We start from the raw sequence: 22,313 nt of genomic DNA, 5'->3' as shown, positions 1-22,313 counted from the left end.
AATTATTTTTGTAATTCCATCTTAAAATCCCCACCAGCTACAGTGTAGTGTGTCAATTTTAAATCCTTTGAATGGTAACGGTCTGTTTCACCTTTGAAAAGAACCACTTCTACAGGCTCGCTTGTCGCTTCAATTTGTTTGAATAATAAACCGACATCACCATTCGCAGTTGAAATTTTTAATAGTTCTTCATCTACTGAAAAGCGACCATCTGTTTCAAATTCCTGACCATTCACGTGAATTTTGTCAAATACCATTACTTTTCATCTCCTTGTATACGTTTACATTTTTATTATACCGTTAAATTTATTACTTGCCAATCATTGCGGTCGTAATTGATATGACGCACTCGTAGATTTAAATATTTGAAGAGCCTTGTTTGCTTGTTCTAATGTTACTGCACTGATTTGAGCTTCTATTGAAGTAATATCGATTATTTTGTCATAGAGCAGCATACTTTTCCCCATATGTTCTAAAATTGCACCATCATAATCAAGATTCATATGCAGATTAGTAATTAAATATTGTTTAGTTTTATCTAAAATTTCCTGATCAATACCGTTAACAAGTGTTGCATGGATTTCATCAATAATCGATAAACATTTCTGTGTATTATCATTATCCGTCGCAAAATAAGTGTAAAGTACGCCACCAGAGTAATAACTATCTACAGAAGAATATAAACTATAGCATAATCCCTCTTCTTCTCGTAGCTTTCTAAACAACATACTTGTCATTGATCCACCATATAAATTATTGATAATTTCAAACACGGGTTGAGCTACATCACGATACCCAACAGCCGGATGTGCTAATATGACATGGGCTTGTTCGAGTCCAGATTTATAATGGGTTAATGTGCAGGGATTCATATTAAATGGGTGAACATTTTGCTTTTCAGTTGGTTGCCCTTCTATTTGAAAGGCTTCAGATAAATGTTCAATATCGTTCCCAACATATGACAGGATCATGTTATCCGGCTGGTAGAAAGCTTGATAGAAACGTTTTAAGTCATCTTGCGTAATCGCTTTTACGGATGATTCAGTTCCTAAGATTGGCGTGTTATAAGGCGTATCTTTATATAAAATTGTTTCAAAACGTTCAAATGCATTTTCTTCATCATCATCTTCAATCATTTTTATTTCTTCAAGGATAACAAGACGTTCTTTTTCAAGTTCTTCTTCATCAAATGTTGCATAAAACATCATTTCCTTTAGTATATCAATCGCTTTTTGTTCAAAACGTTTTAACGTTTTGATTGAATAGCAAGTATATGTTTTCGTTGTATAGGCGTTAACTTCTCCACCAATTGCATCAATCGATTCAGCTAACAATTTAAAAGGATAACGTTCTGTTCCTTTAAATAGCATGTGTTCTATGAAATGCGCGATACCATTTGGATAATTCATCTCATCAGCAGTACCTACTTTAATATACATAGCAATATGAACGATTTGCATCGAAGTATTATGATGTACTACTTTCAATTGATTTTCTAATATTTTTTGTTCCAAATATAACCCTCAATTTCTAAAAATATGAGACTAACGCAAAAGCGGTAGTCTCATAATTGCTTATTTTTCTTCTTTTTTAGTTTCTTCTTCAAGTAAAACTTTACGAGATGCGTTCACACGACCTTGTTTATCAATTTCAGTTACTTTTACTAAGAACTGATCGCCCATCTTAATCACATCTTCAACTTTATTGACACGTTCTTTTGCAAGTTGTGAAATATGAACAAGTGCATCTTTACCCGGGAAGATTTCAACGAAAGCACCGAACTTCTCAATACGTTTCACTGTTGACATATAAATTTCGCCAACTTTTGCTTCACGCACGATATTTTCAATTAATTCCTGTGCTTTAGCGATCATTGCCTCATCACTTGATCCGATAAATACTGTACCGTCCTGTTCAATATCTAATTTAACACCAGTTGCATCAATGATTTCATTGATTTTCTTACCACCTGGTCCAATAACATCTCTTATTTTATCTGGATTGATATGGATGATTTTAATTTTCGGTGCATATGGGCTCAGTGAAGCTCTTGGTTCACTAATTGTAGATAGCATATGCTCCATAATATGCAGACGACCGATACGTGCTTGTTCTAAAGCTTCACGTAAAATATCTTCAGATAATCCATCAATTTTAATATCCATCTGGATCGCAGTAATACCTTTAGATGTACCTGCCACCTTAAAGTCCATATCTCCTAATGCATCTTCCATACCTTGAATATCCGATAAAATGGTATAATGTTCATCTTTTTTTACAAGTCCCATAGCAATACCAGCTACTGGTGCTTTAATCGGAACACCAGCATCCATTAATGCTAAAGTAGAGCCACAGATAGATGCTTGTGAACTTGAACCATTTGATTCTAATACTTCTGAAACAACTCGAATCGTATATGGGAATTCTTTCTCATCAGGAATCACTTGTAATAATGCGCGCTCACCTAATGCACCATGTCCTATTTCACGACGACCTGGCGCACGCACTGGACCTGTTTCACCAACTGAGAAATTAGGGAAGTTATAGTGATGCATATAGCGTTTTTCTTCTTCCACACCTAAACCATCGATAATTTGATGTTCACCTAGTGCACCTAAAGTAGCAATAGATAAAGCTTGAGTTTGTCCTCGTGTAAACAACCCAGAACCGTGTGCTCTTGGTAATAAACCAACTTCAGAAGCTAATGGTCTGATTTCATCAGGACGACGACCATCTGGACGTACTTTATCTTCTGTAATTTGGCGACGCACTTCAGCTTTAACTAACGCATCAAACGTTTTATTAACGATTGCGATAACTTCTTCCCCTTGTTCCTGGAAGTTTTCAACAATTTGTACTTTAATCGCAGTAATACGTTCTTCACGTTCTTGCTTTTCCTGTGTTTGAATAGCTGCTGCTAAATTTAATGCTTCAGCTTGCTGTGTTACAGCTTCTTCAACTTCAGTATTAGTTTCTATAGGAACAAATTCTTTTTTAACCGGGTTCAATTCAGCGATAATTTCTTTTTGGAACGTCACTAACTTTTTAATTTCATCATGTCCAAACATAATAGCTTCTAACATTTTTTCTTCGGTTACTTCTTTAGCACCTGCTTCGACCATGTTCACCGCATCAAAATGACCCGCAACCTGTAAGTCCAAAATTGATTGTTCGCGCTCTTCTACATTCGGATTAATAATAAATTTATCATCAATCAAACCAACGTTTACGCCAGCAATCGGTCCTGCAAAAGGAATATCAGAAACTGAAAGTGCCATAGAAGACCCAATCATTGCAGCCATTTCTGGTGAGTTATTCGGATCAACGCTCATTACAATTGAAATAACCTGAACATCGTTTCTGTAACCTTTTGGGAATAACGGACGAATCGGTCTATCAATTAGACGAGATGTTAAAGTTGCATCTTCACCAGGACGACCTTCTCGTTTATTAAAGCCTCCTGGAATCTTTCCTGCAGCGTATAATTTTTCTTCATAATTCACCATTAATGGGAAGAAATCCACATCTCTCGGTTCTTTACTTGCAGTTGCTGTTGATAATACGACTGTATCACCATATCGAACGAGTACTGCACCGTTCGCTTGTTTTGCAAGTTGACCTGTTTCGATTGTTAATGGACGGCCAGCCCATTCCGTTGTAAATACTTTTTTCTCTTGAGACATTCATATCTTCCTCTCTTAGCTCATAGCATATATCTTTAATCATACCACGACAGTGGTTATATTGTCACAAATTGCATAAAAAAAGAGCACAAATTCATTTGTGCTCTTAACATTAAAAATTAACGACGTAAACCTAATGATTTAATTAATTCACGGTAACGTTGAACATCGTTATCACGTAAGTAAGTTAATAAGTTTTTACGACGACCTACCATTTTTAATAGTCCACGACGAGAATGGTGATCTTTTTTGTGCGTACGTAAATGCTCGTTTAAAGCATTGATTTCAGCAGTTAAAACTGCGATTTGTACTTCTGGAGATCCAGTATCAGTATCGTGTACACGGTATTGTGCGATGATTTCATTTTTACGTTCTTGAGTAATAGCCATTATTAGTAGCCTCCTATAATTTAATTTACACCATAACCCGAGTATGAGTCGGAGTGTCTCAATACCAAGGAAAGGTACTTGACTATTATAACATGAAAATTAAAATAATCAATCCTTAGTCAATATTAATTGTTTCTAAAATTTTAATAGACTGTATTTTATCATGATTAATCTGAGCAATTAAACTGTCTAAGCCATCAAATTTTTGCTCAGCACGAAGAAAATCATGCCATTCAATTTCAACACGTTCACCATAAATAGATTGATTAAAATCAAAAATATTAACTTCTATAGAAACTTGTTGTTTTTCAGGATCATGGAATGTCGGCTTGACACCAACATTACATACACCTTTATAAACTTTTCCTGTTTGGTCTATTTTAAGTGTTACAGCATATACACCTAATCTAGGTAAAACAAAATTCTCATTCGGTTCAACATTAGCTGTTGGAAATCCAATTGTACGCCCTCTTTTCTCACCTTGTACAACAAGCCCGGTAATTTTATAAGGACGGCCTAGCTGAGCATTGGCTGATTTGATGTTACCATTTTCTAAATCCGTGCGAATTAAGGTCGTAGAAATTTTTTCGTCATGCAATGCATGTTTTTCAACTGTTGTGACATTAAATCCGTCTTTATCGGCTTCTAATTTTAACATATTACCTTTACCAAACTTTCCATATGTAAAATCAAATCCTGCTACGACTTCCTTTACATTATTTTTTGTAAAGTAATCCTTAATAAAATCATGTTCTTCCATTTTAGCGAGCGATGATGTAAACGGGACAATAAATAAATAATCGATTCCCATTGATGCTAATATACGTTTTTTCTCATACATTGGTGTTAAATAATCTGTTCTCTGTTTTTCTGGATTCAAAACCACGGATGGATGTGGGTCAAATGTCATTACAGCTTTTTTTAAATTTTTATCCTCAGCAATATTGATCATTGTGTCTATCACTTTCTTATGACCTAAATGAATACCATCAAAGAAACCAATTGCAAGCGCACATGGCTCATGTTGATAGCAATTTTCTATTGGATGAATCATTTCTATTGTTTTCATATATATCCCCTAATTAAATACTTTTTTTGCCTTGATTAAACCTGGATGCTTGTCATCAGGCACAAATATCGCAATTACTTTATCATTGTACGTCATCACCGTTTCATCTTCAATTGGTGGGCTCACTTGTTTTAACTTTTGTCCAAACAATATTTTTTTTGAGGTAACTACATCAACTGCATAATGTGGCATATGTTTAAGACCTACCTCTATCGGTTGTAAATAATTATTAATTTCATCAAATGGAATTTCATGCAAAGTATCCAGCGTTATACAGTCTTCAAGCTTAAAGCCACCACTTTCGGTACGTGTTAAATCTGACATATGACCAATTGTGCCAAGACACTCTGCAATTTGAGTAGCAAGTGTTCTAATATATGTACCTTTGCCACAATAAATTTCAATATTAAATGTACATTGATTATTTTTAAAGTAAAGGGTGCTCTTTCGTGTTAAATCATAAATCTCGACAATACGTTCCGGACGCTCAATCTCAATACCCTCTCGAGCATATTCATATAGCTTTCGGCCATTTACTTTAACAGCTGAATACATTGGCGGTATTTGTTTAATCCTACCCGTAAGTTCTGATAATACTTTATCTACCTGTTGTTCCGTATAAGCGTTGTTATGAATGACAACCTCATCAATAACTTCTCCATGAGCATCTTCAGTTGCAGTTTGAACACCTAACGTTACTTCAGCTACATAGCGTTTACCACTTTGCATTACATAGTCACTAATACGTGTAGCTTTTCCAACGCATATCGGTAATACACCATCGACTTCAGGATCCAGTGTACCTGTATGTCCAACTTTTTTTGTTTTTAAAATTTTGCGCAATTTAAATACAACATCATGACTTGTCATACCACGCGCTTTATTGATACCGATAATTCCATCCATAAAAAAACACTCCTTCAGTAAACTCTAAAATAGTTTACATGAAAAAGTGTTTAAGGTCTAATCACAGCTATTCATTTAAAGTAATGTCAGCTTCTTTAATTTGAAAAGGTCCTTTACCGACAATATATTTAGATATACTTATTTCCTTTAATAAAAGTCCCATACCGATACATGTGCCTAAAGTAATGATTAAGCTAACTACAATAAAAACTACTGTGAAGTCTTCAAATCGACTCGTATAAATATATATTGTATCTAAAAGGATTGGATGTATTAAATAGATGAAAAAAGAATATGCACTTACTAAAGTAAAAAACTTATACATAAATGGTACAATAGTTTTAGAGAAAACCAATATCATCAAAAACATACAAATACAGTATGGTAAAATAGACCAGCTAAAACTAGTGACCATCCAGTAATCATGTTTTTGAGAAAAAATAAAAAATACAAAAGTTAATGCATTTAAAAATATCAATATACTAATATATTCAGATAAAAATTCTAATATTTCATCATAATAAATCCCGATAAATGAGCCGATAAAATAATATCCAATCCAACCTAAAATCATCGTATTTGGAGAAAAGAAATAATTATGATCTATAAATTTTGTAACATCTTTGTTGTTGGAATAAAAATATAAGTATCCCATATTTATAATAACAGATAAAAGTATGATTATTTTTGACTTATATAAGTTGAAATTGAATTTATTATTAATGTAATAAATTATTTTTGTCAAAATGTAAAATTGGAAAATTACTAGTATAAAATATCCATACCAAAACCCTCTTAAGACTGCTTGATAAAATATGTCTTCAAATGGCTTTCTCAAATACATGTATTCACTAAACGAATAGAAGATACCAATCAATAAATATGGTAAAAATATAAATTTTATTCGATTAAAAATAAATTTTTTCGGTAAATCTTTTTTATAATTCATTGTAACAAGTACTTGACTTAACATAATGAATCCAGCTGTCCCTACAATAAATATCATACGAACCCAATAAAGAGTGGCAATTTGATTATCATCTGGATTTGTATTAAGTGAGTATTGCGTGAACAAATGAGTTACAACTACAAAAATGCACAATAATGCGCGTAAGTAATTCAATTCTATTTTTTTATTCATTTTGTTCAAAACCTTTCCATTTCTTAACAATACGGTCAAATCCATCGTGATTTACGAGTATTCGTGGTAACTCATAATTATTACTTTTATGCGTAATAATATCTTCTTCTAATGTAAAAGCATATTTGAAATTTGATTGTTTCAATTTCTTAATCGCTTCCTTATCATATTGACCATAAGGAAATGCAAAGTATTGATGGTTGCTACCAGTAAAATTTTTATCTAAGTACTTATTTGATTTTTGTAAATCTTTTATAATTTTATTTTTTTCTTTTAGAAATATAGAGTTATTTCCTTCTAATTCGTGTAAGTTATGTGTATGGGAACCGAATGTCCACACACCACTGTTATACATTTCCTGTAACTGATTCTTGGAAGTAATGTGAAGATTATTAAAATCTTCATTACCAACTGCACTGGAAATAATAAATCCCGTCGCTTTCGCATCGTATTTTTTCAGTATAGGATGTGCAGATTCATAAGATGAAATATCCATATCATCAAAATTAATAAATACACATTTTTTTGGGAATTCGTTCTTTTCCTTAGCTTTGAATAGCTCATCAGCACTTACAAATGTAGCACCTTTTTTGCTAAGCCATTTAATCTCAGATTCAAATTCTTTTTCAGTAATACTATATAAAGTCATTTCCTTACTATTAGTTAATATTAATAACAATTTATCCAGTAAATTATCTTTTCTAATGCGATGATAATTGATCGCAAGACAACCATTTGTATTATTTAATTTCTTCATTACTTTTTTATAATCATTAGCTTCAGCTGTGTGTGTATCATAAGAACAATTAATGCTTATCAATATAACTGTCAGTAAAATTAACTTAATAATTTTTCTCATAATATTTGCGCTTCCTTAATTGTTTGTTTGTAAAATAACTAATTAATAAATATACAGTGATGCCGATAGAAGAATATCCCAATAAAATTGATGTATCATAAACTTGATAAAGTTCTAAATTCAAAGCGTTCCTTATAAGTCTAAATTCATAATTGTTAATTCGACTGAATAAAACTAAGAGTATAGCAATAACAGCAATACAATATACCCATAGACTGCATGAAAATATAAAAATGAGGATTTCTCTAAAGATATTAAGATGAGATTTTACTGTTGGATATTTCCTCTGTCTGGACTTGACCATGTCGCAAACTCTCCCTTCTTCCTTCTTAATGCTTTTGGAAATGCAACAATTGCAGTAAATGCATTTAAAAACCAGTAAAAAGTTGGATACCATACAAGAAAGAATATGTACCACATATTTTTCTTTTCATATTTGCTATCAATCAAAAGAGAAATTGTAAATTGAATAATATTGACAAATGTGAGAAGTAGAGCTGAGTAAAGGAGAATACTAAAATTATATTTGTAATAGTAAAAATCTAAATAGTTATTTTGTATTAACGATAATGCTAAAAGAATCACTACACCATATACCCAAATGATTGATAACACTTGTTCAACAAACAAGAACCAGAATGAGAAATTGCGCTGTCTCCCCATTTCTTTCCAATCTCTTAATAATACTTCATGGCCACCCTGTGCCCACCTAATACGTTGTTTAAGTAAACCTGAAAGTGTTTCAGGAACTAACATCCAACATAGCGCACGCGGTTCATATTCTATATGATAACCATGTAAATGGAATTTCCAGCTAACGGCGATGTCTTCTGTAATCATATCCATATCCCAGTAACCAACTTTTTCAAGTGCTTCTCTTTTAAACAAAGTAAACACACCTGAGATAGTATTAATATATCCATTCATTGTCTGTGCTCTTTTTATACTGCCAATCATGCTAGCATATTCAATGGTCTGAATTTTTCCCAGCAACGTTGATTTATTACGAATTCTAGGATTACCTGTTACAGCTGCTAACGTAGGATTATTTTTAAATCTTTCTATCATATAGTAAGGTGCTATATCTTCGATGATTGTATCTGCATCTATACAAATGATGTAATCATTCGTTGTTATCTCTGCGGCTCTATTCAACGCATGTGCTTTACCTTTATTATTGACGATATTCAAAAATTTAAAATCTAATTTTTGTTCTAAATCTGAAAGCACTTGTGCAGTATTATCACTGCTCCCGTCATTTACTGCTATAATTTCTTTGTTGGGATAAGACATTTTAAGAACACTTCTTATCGTATCTTCAACAGTATCCTCTTCGTTATAGCAAGGTATAATAAAGGTGATTCCCGGAAGATTATCTTTCATCACTTGTTTTTTCAATTTAATTTCAATGATAAAAAAATACAAAATTGTACCGATTATCCAAAATATAGACATAACAATTGGATAAAACAACACAAAATCACCGAATATTTTGAAAATTAATTCCACTCAATCACCTCATTTTAAAATATTAAATAAGATACAAATTACTTAAATATAATAATTTATTACTACTTATTAATTTAACTATTTATTTTTTCTGTAAATAAATTGTTAAAAATTTTTTCACAAATAATTAAATTATTTAACTATTTAGGAACTTGCATCTTATTTTAATAAATTTAAGTATAACGAAAACAACCTATATTAAAAATGGACATTTTATTTAGTAATGTCTACCTTTTGGAATTTTAATACTATTTTTATATAATTAACTAATTCAAATAAAAAAACAACGCGATACAATTATCACGTTGTTCTAATAAATTTTATTTATCTTTGTTTAATTCTGCAATCATACGCTCAATCTTGTTACCGTAATCGATTGACTCATCGTAATGAAATTTTAATTCAGGTACGATTCTTAAGTCCATACGTTGTGCAATCTCTGATTTAATGAAACCTTTAGATTTTTCTAAAGCTTCTAGAGATTTTTTGCGATCATGATTTTCACCAAGTACTGTAACATATACAGTAGCAAGTGATAAGTCACCAGTAACCTCTACTTCAGTAACTGTAACGAATCCAACATTAGGATTTTTTATTTTCTGGTTGATGATCTCACTGATTTCTTTTTTCATTTGTTGACCAACACGTTCACTTCTTAAACTCATATATCTTCACCTCATCTATAACTATTGAATAGTGTCAATTATACGTCGGTACCGTGGTGATGTCAATTGAAGGGGTCGGGCTTTGAGTTGTTAGCGATATTGCTGGTTTGTCGCTAGCATCTATACTATTTCTACATTATTTTGCTAGGTGCTAGCGATAACGCTGGTTTGTCGCTAGCATCTTCACTATTTCTACATTATTTTGCTAGGTGCTAGCGATAACGCTGGTTTGTCGCTAGCATCTACACTATTTCAACAAAAAATTGCAACTTGCTAGCGATATTACGTGTTTATCGCTAGCATCTTCACTATTTCAACAAAAAATTGCAACTTGCTAGCGATATTACGTGTTTATCGCTAGCATCTGACTTATTATATAATAGTTTTATACTTCCTGTTCTTATGTGTACCTATCTTAATAAAATTTTCCCCTAATATTTTTCGGATGCCTGACGGATTACAATCAATCCACTCACCAACTTCACTAACACTTACACTATCCCTTTTCAGCATTTCGATTTTTCTAAACGCTTCAATTATAGCTTTAGATTTATCCATTACATGGCCGCATGTACATTTAACTTTTTTCTTCGCATTGCGATTCACTTTCAGAAATCTGTGACATTCTGGACATTTCAATCCACGTGTCATTTTTTCATATGGATAAAAATGCTTCTGTTCATTTTTCGATTGCTCAATATGATGCTTAACAATCAATTCACCAATCGCAATATCCTCATCGGTAATTTCAAAACTACACATGTATCTTGCAAGATTTTCGATATCAGACATATTACTAAATTTAATATCTTTTACATTATTAATCACCTTGAAAGTCTCATTAACAAATACGACTTTATTTACAATTTTATAATGAATATTTTGTTCATAACAAAACGCTTCAAATTTATCTCGTTCATTACTTGCCTGAGAAAATACATCTCGACATACATAACCACTTTCACTTTTCAGATTGCCATCTTTATATGTATAGTTTCCGTAAAAATTTTTAATTTCTAATATAAAAATAATTCCATTAACTATCACAAAGAAGTCAAATTGTATCTCTCCGCATATATTCAGTCGTACATCCCAAATACAGACACCTTGCTTAAACTGATTCAGAAAATCATAAACTTTCTTTTCACCTTCATAGCCCAATTTTAAATTGAAATATTTTCGTCTATCCGATTCAGTCATATGTGTTCTACCATGAACTTCTTCTAAATATTCAAGTTGTGGTGGTTTCACTGCTGTTTTTATAAACAAATTATCACCTCAAAATGAATATAAAACATAATTACTGAGCATGCAAACAGCCTAAAATGTATAATTAATAGTGTTGTTATACAAGAATATTCATAATTAATACAATAATTAATATTCTACAAAATTTACTAGCAGAAAATGATTTTCTGTAGCAAATTATTCATAAAACATGCATAAAAATAATTAAATTTTCTCAAACAAATAAAGCACTCACAAATAATTGTGAGTGCTAGAAATTGATTATTTACGTTTAATCTCTTCCATAATAAACGCTTCGAAGATGTCGCCTTCTTTAACGTCGTTGAAGTTTTCGATTGTGATACCACATTCGTAACCTTGAGCGACTTCACGCACATCATCTTTGAAACGTTTCAACGCATCAACTTGTCCTTCGTACACTACGATACCGTCACGAATGATACGGACTTGAGAATCACGTGTAATCTTACCATCTGTTACGTAAGAACCTGCTACTGTACCTACTTTAGAAATGTTGATTGTTTGACGTACTTCAGCTTGTCCAATCACTTTCTCTTCATATTCAGGATCTAACATACCGATCATCGCTTGTTCGATTTCTTCGATTACTTTGTAGATGATTCTGTGTAAACGCATATCTACGCCTTCAGCTTCAGCTGCACGTTTCGCATTTACATCCGGACGTACGTTGAATCCGATAATGATACCGTTTGATGCTGATGCTAAAGTAACATCTGATTCATTAATCGCACCAACGGCTGTATGAATAATACGTACGTTAACGCCTTCTACATCAATCTTCATTAATGACGCTGCTAAAGCTTCTACTGAACCTTGAACATCACCTTTAATAATTACGTTTAAGTCTTTCATTTCACCTTGTTTAATTTGTTCGAATAAATTATCCAATGAAACCTTTTGACTTTCCTGACGTTGTGCTAAGATGTTTTGTTGTTGACGTGCTTCACCGATTCGGCGTGCACGTTTTTCATCTTTGAATACTACGAAACGGTCACCCGCTAAAGGTACATCTTGTAGACCAGTAATTTCAACTGGTGTAGATGGTCCTGCAGATTTAATGCGTTTACCTAAATCATTAACCATTGCACGTACACGCCCAAACGTGTTACCTACAACAATTGAATCACCAATTTCAAGTGTACCATCTTGAACTAATAATGATGCAGCTGGTCCACGAGATTTATCTAACTCTGCTTCGATAACTGTACCGATTGCAGTACGTTTAGGATTTGCTTTTAATTCAGCTACTTCAGAAACAAGTAAGATCATTTCTAACAATTCATCAATTCCGTCACCTTTAATCGCTGATAACTGTACGAAGATTGTATCACCACCCCAATCTTCAGGATATAATCCGTGTTCACCTAATTCCTGCATTACACGGTCCGGATTAGCAGTCGGTTTATCAATCTTATTAACTGCAACAATAATTGGCACTTCAGCAGCTTTAGCATGGTTAATCGCTTCAACAGTTTGTGGCATAACACCATCATCTGCAGCAACCACTAAAATTGTAATATCCGTAACTTGGGCACCACGTGCACGCATCGTTGTAAACGCAGCATGTCCAGGTGTATCTAAGAAGGTAATCTTCTTACCTTCGTTCTCAATTTGATATGCACCAATATGTTGTGTGATTCCACCAGCTTCTCCAGCTGTAACACGCGTGTTACGGATAGAGTCAAGCAACGTTGTTTTACCGTGGTCAACGTGACCCATAATGGTTACTACTGAAGGTCTTTCAATAATATCTTCAGGATTTGCATCAACATCTTCGAAATAAGTTTCTAAATCTGTTGCATCAACTACAACTTCAAGTTCAGCTTCAACACCATATTCATCACAGATTAATTCAATCGCATCTTGATTTAAACTTTGGTTGATGTTCGCCATAATTCCAACCATAAATAAATTTTTAACTATTTCAGATGCATCTTTGTTTAATTTTTCAGCAAGTTCTCCTACTGTAATACCCTCTTCATATGTAATCTTTGAAGGTGTTTCTTTAATTACAGGCTCCTGAATTACTGGAGCAGGTTTCGGATTGCCTTTACCTTTACCTTTTTTATTACGGTTTGGACCGCCTGTTCCTGGTTTGTTATTACTACCTGGTCGGTGGTTATTGTTATGACGCGGTTTTTGAACTGGCTTATTAGCTGGTTTGTCAGCAGGCTTCGCTGCAGGTTTCTTCTCTTGTTTCGGTTGTTCTTTTTTCGGCTCAACTTTTTCAGCTGGTTTGCTTTCGGCCTTCTGTTCAGATTTCACCTGATCTTTTTTAAAGATTTTATCTAATGCAGTAATTTCTTTATCTTCAATCACCTGCATATGGCTTGTTACTTCGATATTCATTTTTTTCAGTTCATCAATGATGTCTTTGCTTTTTAATTTAACTTCTTTTGCGTATTCATATATTCTCTTTTTAATCATAGGTTCTCTCCTCATTGATGTTACGAATGAGCGTTTGGATAGATTTTGCAAATCCAGCATCCAGGATACCGATTGTAACCCGTTCGGCCTTACCAATCGCATATCCTAACTCATAACGCGTTCCGTGCTGCACGAGCGGCACATTGAACGAATTACATTTATTCGTAACAGTTTTTGTCGTATTTGGTCCAGCGTCAGTCGCTAGTATTACAAGTTTACATTTCTTATTTCTCACTTCATTAATGACAAGTTCTTCGCCGGTGGCAAGTTTACGTGCACGCATCGCAAGACCGAGTAAATTAAATAATTTATCTTGATTATTCATCGTTTCGGTATCATTTCTCGATATATTAAACGAATAATTTCATCATATATAGGATTGAGACGGTCAGTATCGCCCTCAAAGAATTGCTCAAGTTTCTTCTTTTTACGTGCAGCTTCTACAACTTCTAAATCCATCGAAACATATGCTCCACGACCATTTTGTTTACCTGTCGGATCAACAAAGATTTCGTCTTCTTTCGTCTTAACAACTCGAATCATTTCTTTTTTCGGTTTCATTTCATTGCTTAATATACATTTGCGCATAGGTATTTTTTTTTGTTTCATAATGTCACCTATTCTACTGGATAAATGCCTGCTTCTTTTGCATCTGTCTCAGATTTAATGTCGATTTTCCAGCCAGTCAGTTTTGCAGCTAAACGCGCATTTTGACCTTTTTTACCGATAGCAAGAGATAATTGATAATCTGGAACGATTACAGTAGTTGATTGATTCGCTTCATCCACTAACACATCAACGACTTGAGATGGACTTAATGCATTCTTAACAAATGTCTTTGTATCACCACTCCACTCAACGATATCAATCTTCTCGCCACCTAATTCTTCAACAACAGCCTCAACACGTGCACCTTTTGCACCTACACATGCACCAACAGCATCGATATCAGAATTTTCCGAGTACACACTAATCTTAGAACGGTCGCCCGCTTCACGCGCAACAGACTTAACGATGACAGTGCCATCAAAAATTTCCGGAACTTCTTGTTCAAATAGTCGTTTTAATAAACCTGGATGACTACGAGATACAAAGATTTGAGGTCCTTTAGTTGTTTGTTCTACTTTATTTACATAAACTTTTATGCGTTCAGTTGGACGATATTCTTCATTTGGACTACGTTCAGCTTCAGATAATACCGCTTCCGTTTTACCTAAAGTTACATACACATAACGATGATCAACGCGGTCAATGATACCAGTCATAATATCATCTTCTTTATCGATGAACTCATTGTATAAAATACCACGTTCAGCGTCGCGTAATCGTTGCATTACCGCTTGTTTCGCTGCTTGTGCTGAGACGCGACCGAAATCTTTAGGTGTTACATCTTCTTCATAAATATCGCCAACTTCATAGGCTGGATTAGACTCTAAAGCCATCTCCAAACTTACTTCATCACGTGGATTCATCACTTCTTCAACAACATCTTTACGTGAATATACGCGATAAGCTCCATTATCCATATTTAATTCAACACGGACGTTGTTCGCTGAATTATAGTTCTTTTTATATGCTGTGATTAACGCAGCTTCTATTGTTTCAATTAAAACTTCTCTTGGAATTGATTTTTCTTTTTCAAGGTAATCAATTGCATTTAATAATTCATTATTTTTATTCATGTTTCCCTCCAAATTATAAAACGACAGCACGACGAATTTTTGCTATTTTTTTACGGTCAATTTCAATCGTTTTCGTACGCGTCTTTATCTTTGCATTTATCGTTATGAATTCTTCATTATACTGCTCTAATATACCAATCCACTCTTTGTCTCCGGCAATCGGTTCATAAAGTTTTACATAGATATTATTACCTACAGCATTTTCGTAATCTTTTTCTTTCTTAAGTGGACATTCAGCTCCTGGTGAAGAAACATCCATAAAGTAAGCTTCTGTTATTGGATCTTCTTTATCCATCACTTCGCTAATATGCTCACTCGCTAGTGCACAGTCAGCGATATCGATGCCACCTGGCTTATCAATTGCAATACGCAAATAATAATCAGGGCCTTCTTTAACATATTCTACATCTACCAACTCAAATCCTAATGATTCAACGATAGGTGTAACAATCTCTTCCACGCGTTCAGTAATCTTTGACATATAATCCTCCTCACAAAACTTAAGAAAAGAGCGGGATATCCCACTCTTTTCGCTTGTAGAGTATTTTCTTTAACAATGTAATGATAGCACATATTAGTGCATAACTCAAATGATTATAAATCGAATATCGATAGTTGTGCTTTATCCGGCATATCATTTAAACTACCCAGTTCATCTAGATAATCAATAATCTTTTGTGAGACTCCCGCTTTTTTGTTTAATTCTTCTTTTGATAGGAATGGTCCTTCATCTCGTGCTGCAACGATACGTTTTGCGACGTTCTCACCAAGTCCCGGGACAGCAATAAATGGTGGAATTAATGTATCACCTTCAATAATAAATTCAAAGGCTGTACTTTTTTCTAGTGAAATTGGTTGCACCTTAAATCCACGTTGTGCCATTTCATTGGTAATCTCTAAGACAGTCAGTACATCTCTTTCTTTTTTACCAAGATCATGATAACGTGCATAGTAATCTTTTACAGTGGCTTTAATCGTATGTTTATCTTTAACCATGGTAATAAGATCAAAGTCAGAAGCTCTAACTGTAAAGTAACTTGCATAATAGAATAACGGATGGTGCACTTTAAAGTAAGCAATACGCACCGCCATTAAAACATATGCTGCTGCATGGGCTTTCGGGAACATGTACTTAATCTTTTTACATGAATCCAGATACCATGCAGGTACATTATTCTCAATCATCGCCGCTTCAAACTCTTCAGTAAGTCCTTTACCTTTACGAACGGATTCCATGATTTTAAAGGCAAGTGATGGTTCAAGACCAGCATACATTAAATACACCATGATATCATCACGACAACCGATTACACTTGATAAATCGCAAGTGCCCGATTTAATAAGTTCCTGTGCATTACCTAGCCATACATCAGTTCCGTGTGATAACCCTGAAATTTGTACGAGTTCACTAAAGGACGAAGGTTTCGTATCCTCTAACATTTGTCTTACAAACCCTGTACCGAACTCTGGTACACCAAGTGTTCCTGTCTTACATAATATATCGTCTTCAGAGACACCTAATGACTCAGGACTAGAAAATATTTTCATCGTCTCTTTATCATCGACTGGTATCGTCTTTGGATCCATGCCAGATAAATCCTGCAACATACGAATCATCGTTGGATCATCGTGTCCTAATATATCAAGTTTTAATAAATTGTCATGGATTGAATGGAAATCAAAATGTGTTGTTCGCCATGCTGAATCCTGCTGGTCAGCTGGATATTGAATCGGCGTAAAGTCATAGATATCCATATTTTCAGGGACTACAATAATACCCCCTGGATGTTGCCCGGTTGTACGTTTAACACCCGTACATGCTTTCACTAAACGATCAATTTCAGCGCCACGTTTATGAATGCCAGAATCATTCAGGTAGCCTTTAACATATCCGAAAGCTGTTTTCTCAGCAACCGTACCTATTGTACCAGCACGGAATACTTTATCTTCTCCGAAAAGTACTTTCGTATAGTTATGCGCGATCGGCTGATATTCTCCACTGAAGTTTAAATCGATATCTGGAACTTTGTCCCCTTTAAATCCTAAGAAAGTTTCAAACGGAATATCTTGTCCTTCTTTAATATATGGAACGTTACATTCCGGACAATTTTTATCCGGCAAGTCAAATCCACTTGCTACACTACCATCTTCAAAGAAATGACTCGATTTACATTTCGGACAAATATAATGCGGTGGTAATGGATTAACTTCCGTAATTTCTGTCATCGTAGCTACAAAACTTGATCCTACAGAGCCTCGACTACCTACGAGATATCCATCATCCAGTGATTTCTTAACAAGTTTTTGTGAAATTAAATAGATAACGGCAAACCCATTTCCGATAATACTATCCAGTTCTTTTTCAAGTCTAGCGACAACGATTTCAGGTAATTCATCTCCATAAATACTACGTGCACGATTATAGCTCATTTCACGAATCTCTTCGTTCGCGCCTTCTATCGTTGGCGTGTACAATTCATCACGAATCGGGATAACAGTATCTATAGCATCTGCTAAATTGTTCGTATTTGTTACAACAATCTCAAAAGCTTTCTCTTCACCGAGAAAATGAAAATCATCCAGCATTTCATCGGTTGTTCTGAAATGCGCATCAGGTAAAGTTTGTCGATTTAATGGATTACCTGGGTTGGAAGCAATTAATATTTCACGCGCTGGCTTTTCGTGTTCATGTAAATAATGCGCATTCCCTGTAGCAATGACTGGTATATCTAATTTTTCACCAACTTGAATGATTCGGTCATAAATTTCTTCCATCGTTTCATTATCACGAATTAAATCGCGTTCTAATAAATGTTGATATAATGCTTTCGGTTGTACTTCTAAAAAGTCATAAAACTTCGCAATGCGCTCTACTTCTTCTTGGTCTTTTTGCATCACGGCAGTAAATACTTCACCATTATCACACGCACTACCAACAAGAATCCCTTCACGATTCTCCATCAGTAAAGATCTTGGAATACGTGGTGTACGATAAAAATAATGCACCATCGATTCACTGACAATTTTAAATAAGTTTTTAAGACCTGTTTGATTTTGCACGATTAACGTGACATGCATCGGGCGCGCACGTTTATATGCATCTTGATTTGAAAGTTTAGCATCGATTTCATTATGATTTGTAACTCCAAGCTGTTCTATTTGCTTCAACATCTTCACAAAAATATGTGCTGTTGTTTCAGCATCATATATCGCTCTGTGATGTTGGGTCAATTCAACACCATATTTTTTAGCCAGGAAATTTAAACCGTGTTTACCCATCTCAGTATTGATTGTTCTTGATAATTCCAGCGTATCAATAACACCATTTGTCGTCGCACCATAACCTAAACGTTCAAATCCTGTATCGATAAAGCCCATATCAAAGCTTGCATTATGCGCAATATAGATGGCATCACCAACAAAATCTCTAAAATCACTCAATACTTCTTCTATCGGTGGTGCATCAACTAACATATCATCTGTGATACCAGTTAAATTTTTAATCGTTTCATTCAAACGTTCACCAGGATTGCTAAAGCGTTCAAATTTATCAACAATTTCACCATCTTTAACTTTTACTGCTGCAAGTTCAATAATCTTATCGTATTGTGAACTAAGACCTGTAGTTTCAACATCAAACACAACATACGTCGCTGTCTTTAAGGCTATATCCTGAGGTTTATATGCAATTGCCACGCCATCATCAACCAGCATACCTTCTATCCCGTAAATCATTTTAATGCCCGCTTTACTTGCTGCTGCGTGGGCATCTGGGAAACCTTGACATCCATTATGATCTGTAATTGCAATTGCTTTATGACCCCACTTCGCTGCCTGATCAACATATCTACTTATATGGGTAATCCCATCCATTTGACTCATCGCAGTGTGTAAATGGAACTCAACTCGCTTATTTTCTGACTTATCTTGTTTCGATGCTTTATTTATCTTTTCAATATCACTCATCATCATCACAAGATCACGAATAAATGTATCTTGCTCGATACGTCCCTGGGCACGAACCCAATCTCCGACTTTTAATGAAGATAGATGATCTAAATCATTTTTACCTTTACGCGTGAACATCTTTAAAATTAATGAATCCGTATAGTCTGTGATTTTTAGCTGAACGATATGTCGACCACTTTTAAGCGCTTTAATTTCAATATCAAAGATAACACCTTCTAAAGCAACTTTAAACTCTTCTTCAATAATTGATTCGATCGGTTTAATCGTTTCTACCTGAATCTTTTTACCAATAGAACAATGTGTAATCTCTTCAGATACACTTTCTGCTTTCTGTTTCTCTCGCTCAACCATCTTTTCGCGTAGAAGCACGCTTTGTTGTGCTTCTTCTTCCTGTATATGTGCCTCAAGAGAAGCAAGTTCACGTAGTTGATCTTCATCACTAATTTCAAAGATAATCTGAGATAATTGAAATCCTGCATGTTTGAACGCTGCCATTAATTTGCCGTTACATGATTTCTCAAAATGCTTCTGTTCAATTTCATTAACAACCTGAAACTTAAGTACATCTCCTGAAAAATTAAACAGCTTTTGTTTCAATTGTCCTTTTAAGCTTGGACTCATCCCAGTCTGATCGATTGCATAAGGAATATACTCACGAATACGGTCTGTTAAATACGCATCATCTTTCACTTTTATTTCAAAAGTGACATTAGCGATATGTGAAAAGTGTTCATGAAGTTTCGTTTGTAACAAATTATAGAGCACAAATGGCAAATGTGTTTCAAATGTAAAATGCATGTGCCATAATCGTTCTTCCTTAGAAATATCGATACGTGACAATTCACCGTTATGAATATCTTCAAATAGGTCTGTAATACCCAATTGCGTAAGTAATACATTAAATTTTTCTGTGTGTGTTAACGTCATGAGTAACCACCTTATCAAAAATGAAAAGCGTGAGACAAAAGTCCCACACTTATTTCTTCTATTATAACAAATTAATGTTCAAATGATGCATAGATTGCTTTAATTTTTGCGTCAAGTTCTGATACTGGTACTTCAAATGATTCTCCGGTACGTCTGTTCTTAACTTCTACAATTTCATCAGCTGCTTGTTTACCTACAACGATTCGCACCGGCACTCCGATTAAATCAGCATCGTTAAACTTAACACCTGCACGCTCATTGCGATCATCATATAATACTTCATAGTCACGTTTATAGGCATCATATAATTGATCCGCTAGTTCACGTTGTGTGTCTTGTTTCGCATTTGCAGTAATAATATGAATCTCAAATGGTGTAATTGACGTTGGCCAGATGATACCTTTGTCATCATGATGCTGCTCAATAACTGCTGATAATGTACGAGATACTCCGATACCATAGCAACCCATGATCATCGGTTCTGCTCTACCTTGATCATTTAAGAATGTTGCATTCATTGACTCAGAATATTTCGTACCTAGTTTGAATACTTGTCCAACTTCAATACCTTCAGCAAACTTAATCGGCCCACTACCATCAGCAGCCATCTCACCTTCTAAAATAAACCTGAAGTCATCGAATGCTTTAACATTAAAGTCACGTCCAAGGTTTGCATTAACATAGTGATAGTCCGTTTCATTCGCACCAACCGCTAAATTATTTAAATCCTGAACACTATTATCTGCATAAATCTCAATCTTTTCTACACCAACTGGTCCAAGAGAACCTGGTGAAGCACCTAAAATCGCCTGAATTTCTTCATCTGTAGCCATTTCCACTGTTTCAGTACCAAAATATGATTTTACTTTTACATCATTTAATTCGTGATGTCCACGAATTAAGAACATGATAAACTGATCATCAACTTTTACAATCATAGATTTTACTATCTCATCTAAGCGTTTACCTAATAAGTCAGCTAATTGCTGTGCTGTTTTGACGCCTGGTGTATGTACCTTGTCCAACGCTTTTTCTTCTGTATGTTCTATATTTGGTACATATTTCACTTCAGCTTTTTCAATGTTAGCAGCATAGTCACTTTCATCAGTATAGCAAATTGTATCTTCACCAATTTCTGCTAAAGCCATAAATTCGTGTGTATGACTACCACCAATCGCTCCACTATCTGCTATAACCGGACGGAATTTAAGATTCACACGAGAGAAAATTCTTGAATACGCATCATACATATCCTGATATGTTTCATCTAAACTTGCTTCTGTTGCATGGAAACTATAAGCATCTTTCATAATAAATTCACGACCACGCAACAATCCGAAACGTGGACGCTTTTCATCACGGAATTTATTTTGAATCTGGAATAACGTAACTGGTAATTTCTTATATGATTTTAATTCATCACGTACTAAAGAGGTTATGATTTCCTCATGTGTTGGTCCGAGTGCAAATTCACGACCATGACGATCTGTCATACGCATGAGTTCTGCACCATAACTCTGCCAGCGACCAGATTCTGACCATAATTCAGAAGGCTGTAATGCAGGCATTAATATTTCTACACCATCAATCGCTTCCATCTCTTCGCGAACGATTGCTTCAATCTTATTAAGTACACGCTTAGCAATCGGTAAGTAACTATATACCCCACTCGCTACTTGCTTTATCATACCTGCTTTTAGTAATAGCTGATGACTTTTTGAATCAGCATCGTTTGGTACTTCTCTTAATGTTGGAATGAACATTTTACTCTGTTTCATAGCTGCCTCCTTGAATTTCGATAATATATATATCATATAA

Annotated in this window: 17 protein-coding genes and 2 pseudogenes; all 19 read right to left on the bottom strand. The window is 34.4% G+C overall.

What is annotated here, in order from left to right; translation table 11 throughout:
- Positions 1-2 precede the first annotated feature (2 nt).
- The gene (locus tag BHU61_RS03610; RefSeq protein WP_111714683.1) at positions 3-257 is read right to left on the bottom strand and encodes a hypothetical protein; all 255 of its coding nucleotides are present in this window, start codon (positions 255-257) and stop codon (positions 3-5) included.
- Positions 258-320: 63 nt separating this feature from the next.
- Complete coding sequence (locus BHU61_RS03605; protein ID WP_111714681.1) at positions 321-1,514, bottom strand: M16 family metallopeptidase; 1,194 nt, start codon at positions 1,512-1,514, stop codon at positions 321-323.
- A gap of 60 nt (positions 1,515-1,574) precedes the next feature.
- Positions 1,575-3,683: a polyribonucleotide nucleotidyltransferase gene (pnp, locus tag BHU61_RS03600; RefSeq protein ID WP_111714680.1), complete on the bottom strand. Its 2,109-nt coding sequence runs from the start codon at positions 3,681-3,683 to the stop codon at positions 1,575-1,577.
- A gap of 119 nt (positions 3,684-3,802) precedes the next feature.
- A complete protein-coding gene (gene rpsO, locus BHU61_RS03595; RefSeq protein WP_111714678.1) occupies positions 3,803-4,072 on the bottom strand; it encodes a 30S ribosomal protein S15 in 270 nt (89 codons plus the stop codon).
- A gap of 115 nt (positions 4,073-4,187) precedes the next feature.
- Positions 4,188-5,141: a bifunctional riboflavin kinase/FAD synthetase gene (locus tag BHU61_RS03590; protein ID WP_111714677.1), complete on the bottom strand. Its 954-nt coding sequence runs from the start codon at positions 5,139-5,141 to the stop codon at positions 4,188-4,190.
- 9 nt (positions 5,142-5,150) lie between these two features.
- On the bottom strand, positions 5,151-6,047 hold the full coding sequence (gene truB, locus BHU61_RS03585) for a tRNA pseudouridine(55) synthase TruB (protein ID WP_111714675.1): 897 nt from the start codon (positions 6,045-6,047) through the stop codon (positions 5,151-5,153).
- A gap of 67 nt (positions 6,048-6,114) precedes the next feature.
- The gene (locus BHU61_RS03580; protein ID WP_170122441.1) at positions 6,115-7,188 is read right to left on the bottom strand and encodes an acyltransferase family protein; all 1,074 of its coding nucleotides are present in this window, start codon (positions 7,186-7,188) and stop codon (positions 6,115-6,117) included.
- Complete coding sequence (gene icaB, locus BHU61_RS03575) at positions 7,181-8,047, bottom strand: intercellular adhesin biosynthesis polysaccharide N-deacetylase (protein WP_111714672.1); 867 nt, start codon at positions 8,045-8,047, stop codon at positions 7,181-7,183. Before icaB ends, BHU61_RS03580 begins: the two co-directional genes overlap by 8 nt.
- A 267-nt stretch (positions 8,048-8,314) precedes the next feature.
- A complete protein-coding gene (gene pgaC, locus BHU61_RS03570) occupies positions 8,315-9,556 on the bottom strand; it encodes a poly-beta-1,6-N-acetyl-D-glucosamine synthase (protein WP_379883774.1) in 1,242 nt (413 codons plus the stop codon).
- A gap of 320 nt (positions 9,557-9,876) precedes the next feature.
- Positions 9,877-10,221, bottom strand: a complete 345-nt coding sequence (gene rbfA / locus BHU61_RS03565) for a 30S ribosome-binding factor RbfA (protein ID WP_111714670.1) — start codon at positions 10,219-10,221, stop codon at positions 9,877-9,879.
- 372 nt (positions 10,222-10,593) lie between these two features.
- Positions 10,594-11,490, bottom strand: coding sequence for a nuclease-related domain-containing protein (locus BHU61_RS03560; RefSeq protein WP_111714668.1), 897 nt, complete (start codon positions 11,488-11,490; stop codon positions 10,594-10,596).
- Positions 11,491-11,730: 240 nt separating this feature from the next.
- A pseudogene (infB, locus tag BHU61_RS03555) lies at positions 11,731-13,500 on the bottom strand (translation initiation factor IF-2); the annotation flags it as partial.
- A gap of 242 nt (positions 13,501-13,742) precedes the next feature.
- A pseudogene (locus BHU61_RS13740) lies at positions 13,743-13,917 on the bottom strand (translation initiation factor IF-2 N-terminal domain-containing protein); the annotation flags it as partial.
- Entirely contained in the window at positions 13,910-14,242 is a 333-nt protein-coding gene (locus BHU61_RS03550) for a YlxQ family RNA-binding protein (RefSeq protein WP_096076703.1), read from the bottom strand. The gene BHU61_RS03550 and the pseudogene BHU61_RS13740, both read right to left, overlap by 8 nt.
- Positions 14,239-14,526: an RNase P modulator RnpM gene (rnpM, locus tag BHU61_RS03545; RefSeq protein WP_111714665.1), complete on the bottom strand. Its 288-nt coding sequence runs from the start codon at positions 14,524-14,526 to the stop codon at positions 14,239-14,241. The genes BHU61_RS03550 and rnpM overlap by 4 nt, the downstream gene beginning before the upstream one ends.
- An 8-nt stretch (positions 14,527-14,534) precedes the next feature.
- Complete coding sequence (gene nusA, locus BHU61_RS03540) at positions 14,535-15,599, bottom strand: transcription termination factor NusA (protein WP_111714663.1); 1,065 nt, start codon at positions 15,597-15,599, stop codon at positions 14,535-14,537.
- 13 nt (positions 15,600-15,612) lie between these two features.
- On the bottom strand, positions 15,613-16,080 hold the full coding sequence (rimP, locus tag BHU61_RS03535; RefSeq protein WP_111714662.1) for a ribosome maturation factor RimP: 468 nt from the start codon (positions 16,078-16,080) through the stop codon (positions 15,613-15,615).
- 113 nt (positions 16,081-16,193) lie between these two features.
- The gene (locus BHU61_RS03530) at positions 16,194-20,495 is read right to left on the bottom strand and encodes a PolC-type DNA polymerase III (RefSeq protein WP_111714660.1); all 4,302 of its coding nucleotides are present in this window, start codon (positions 20,493-20,495) and stop codon (positions 16,194-16,196) included.
- 71 nt (positions 20,496-20,566) lie between these two features.
- Entirely contained in the window at positions 20,567-22,273 is a 1,707-nt protein-coding gene (locus tag BHU61_RS03525; protein WP_111714658.1) for a proline--tRNA ligase, read from the bottom strand.
- Positions 22,274-22,313: the final 40 nt, after the last annotated feature.

Source organism: Macrococcus epidermidis (genome assembly GCF_003259695.1).
GTDB lineage: Bacteria > Bacillota > Bacilli > Staphylococcales > Staphylococcaceae > Macrococcoides > Macrococcoides epidermidis.
Note: the sequence above shows the minus strand (reverse complement) of the source record. Positions and strands in the feature narration are given on the sequence as shown.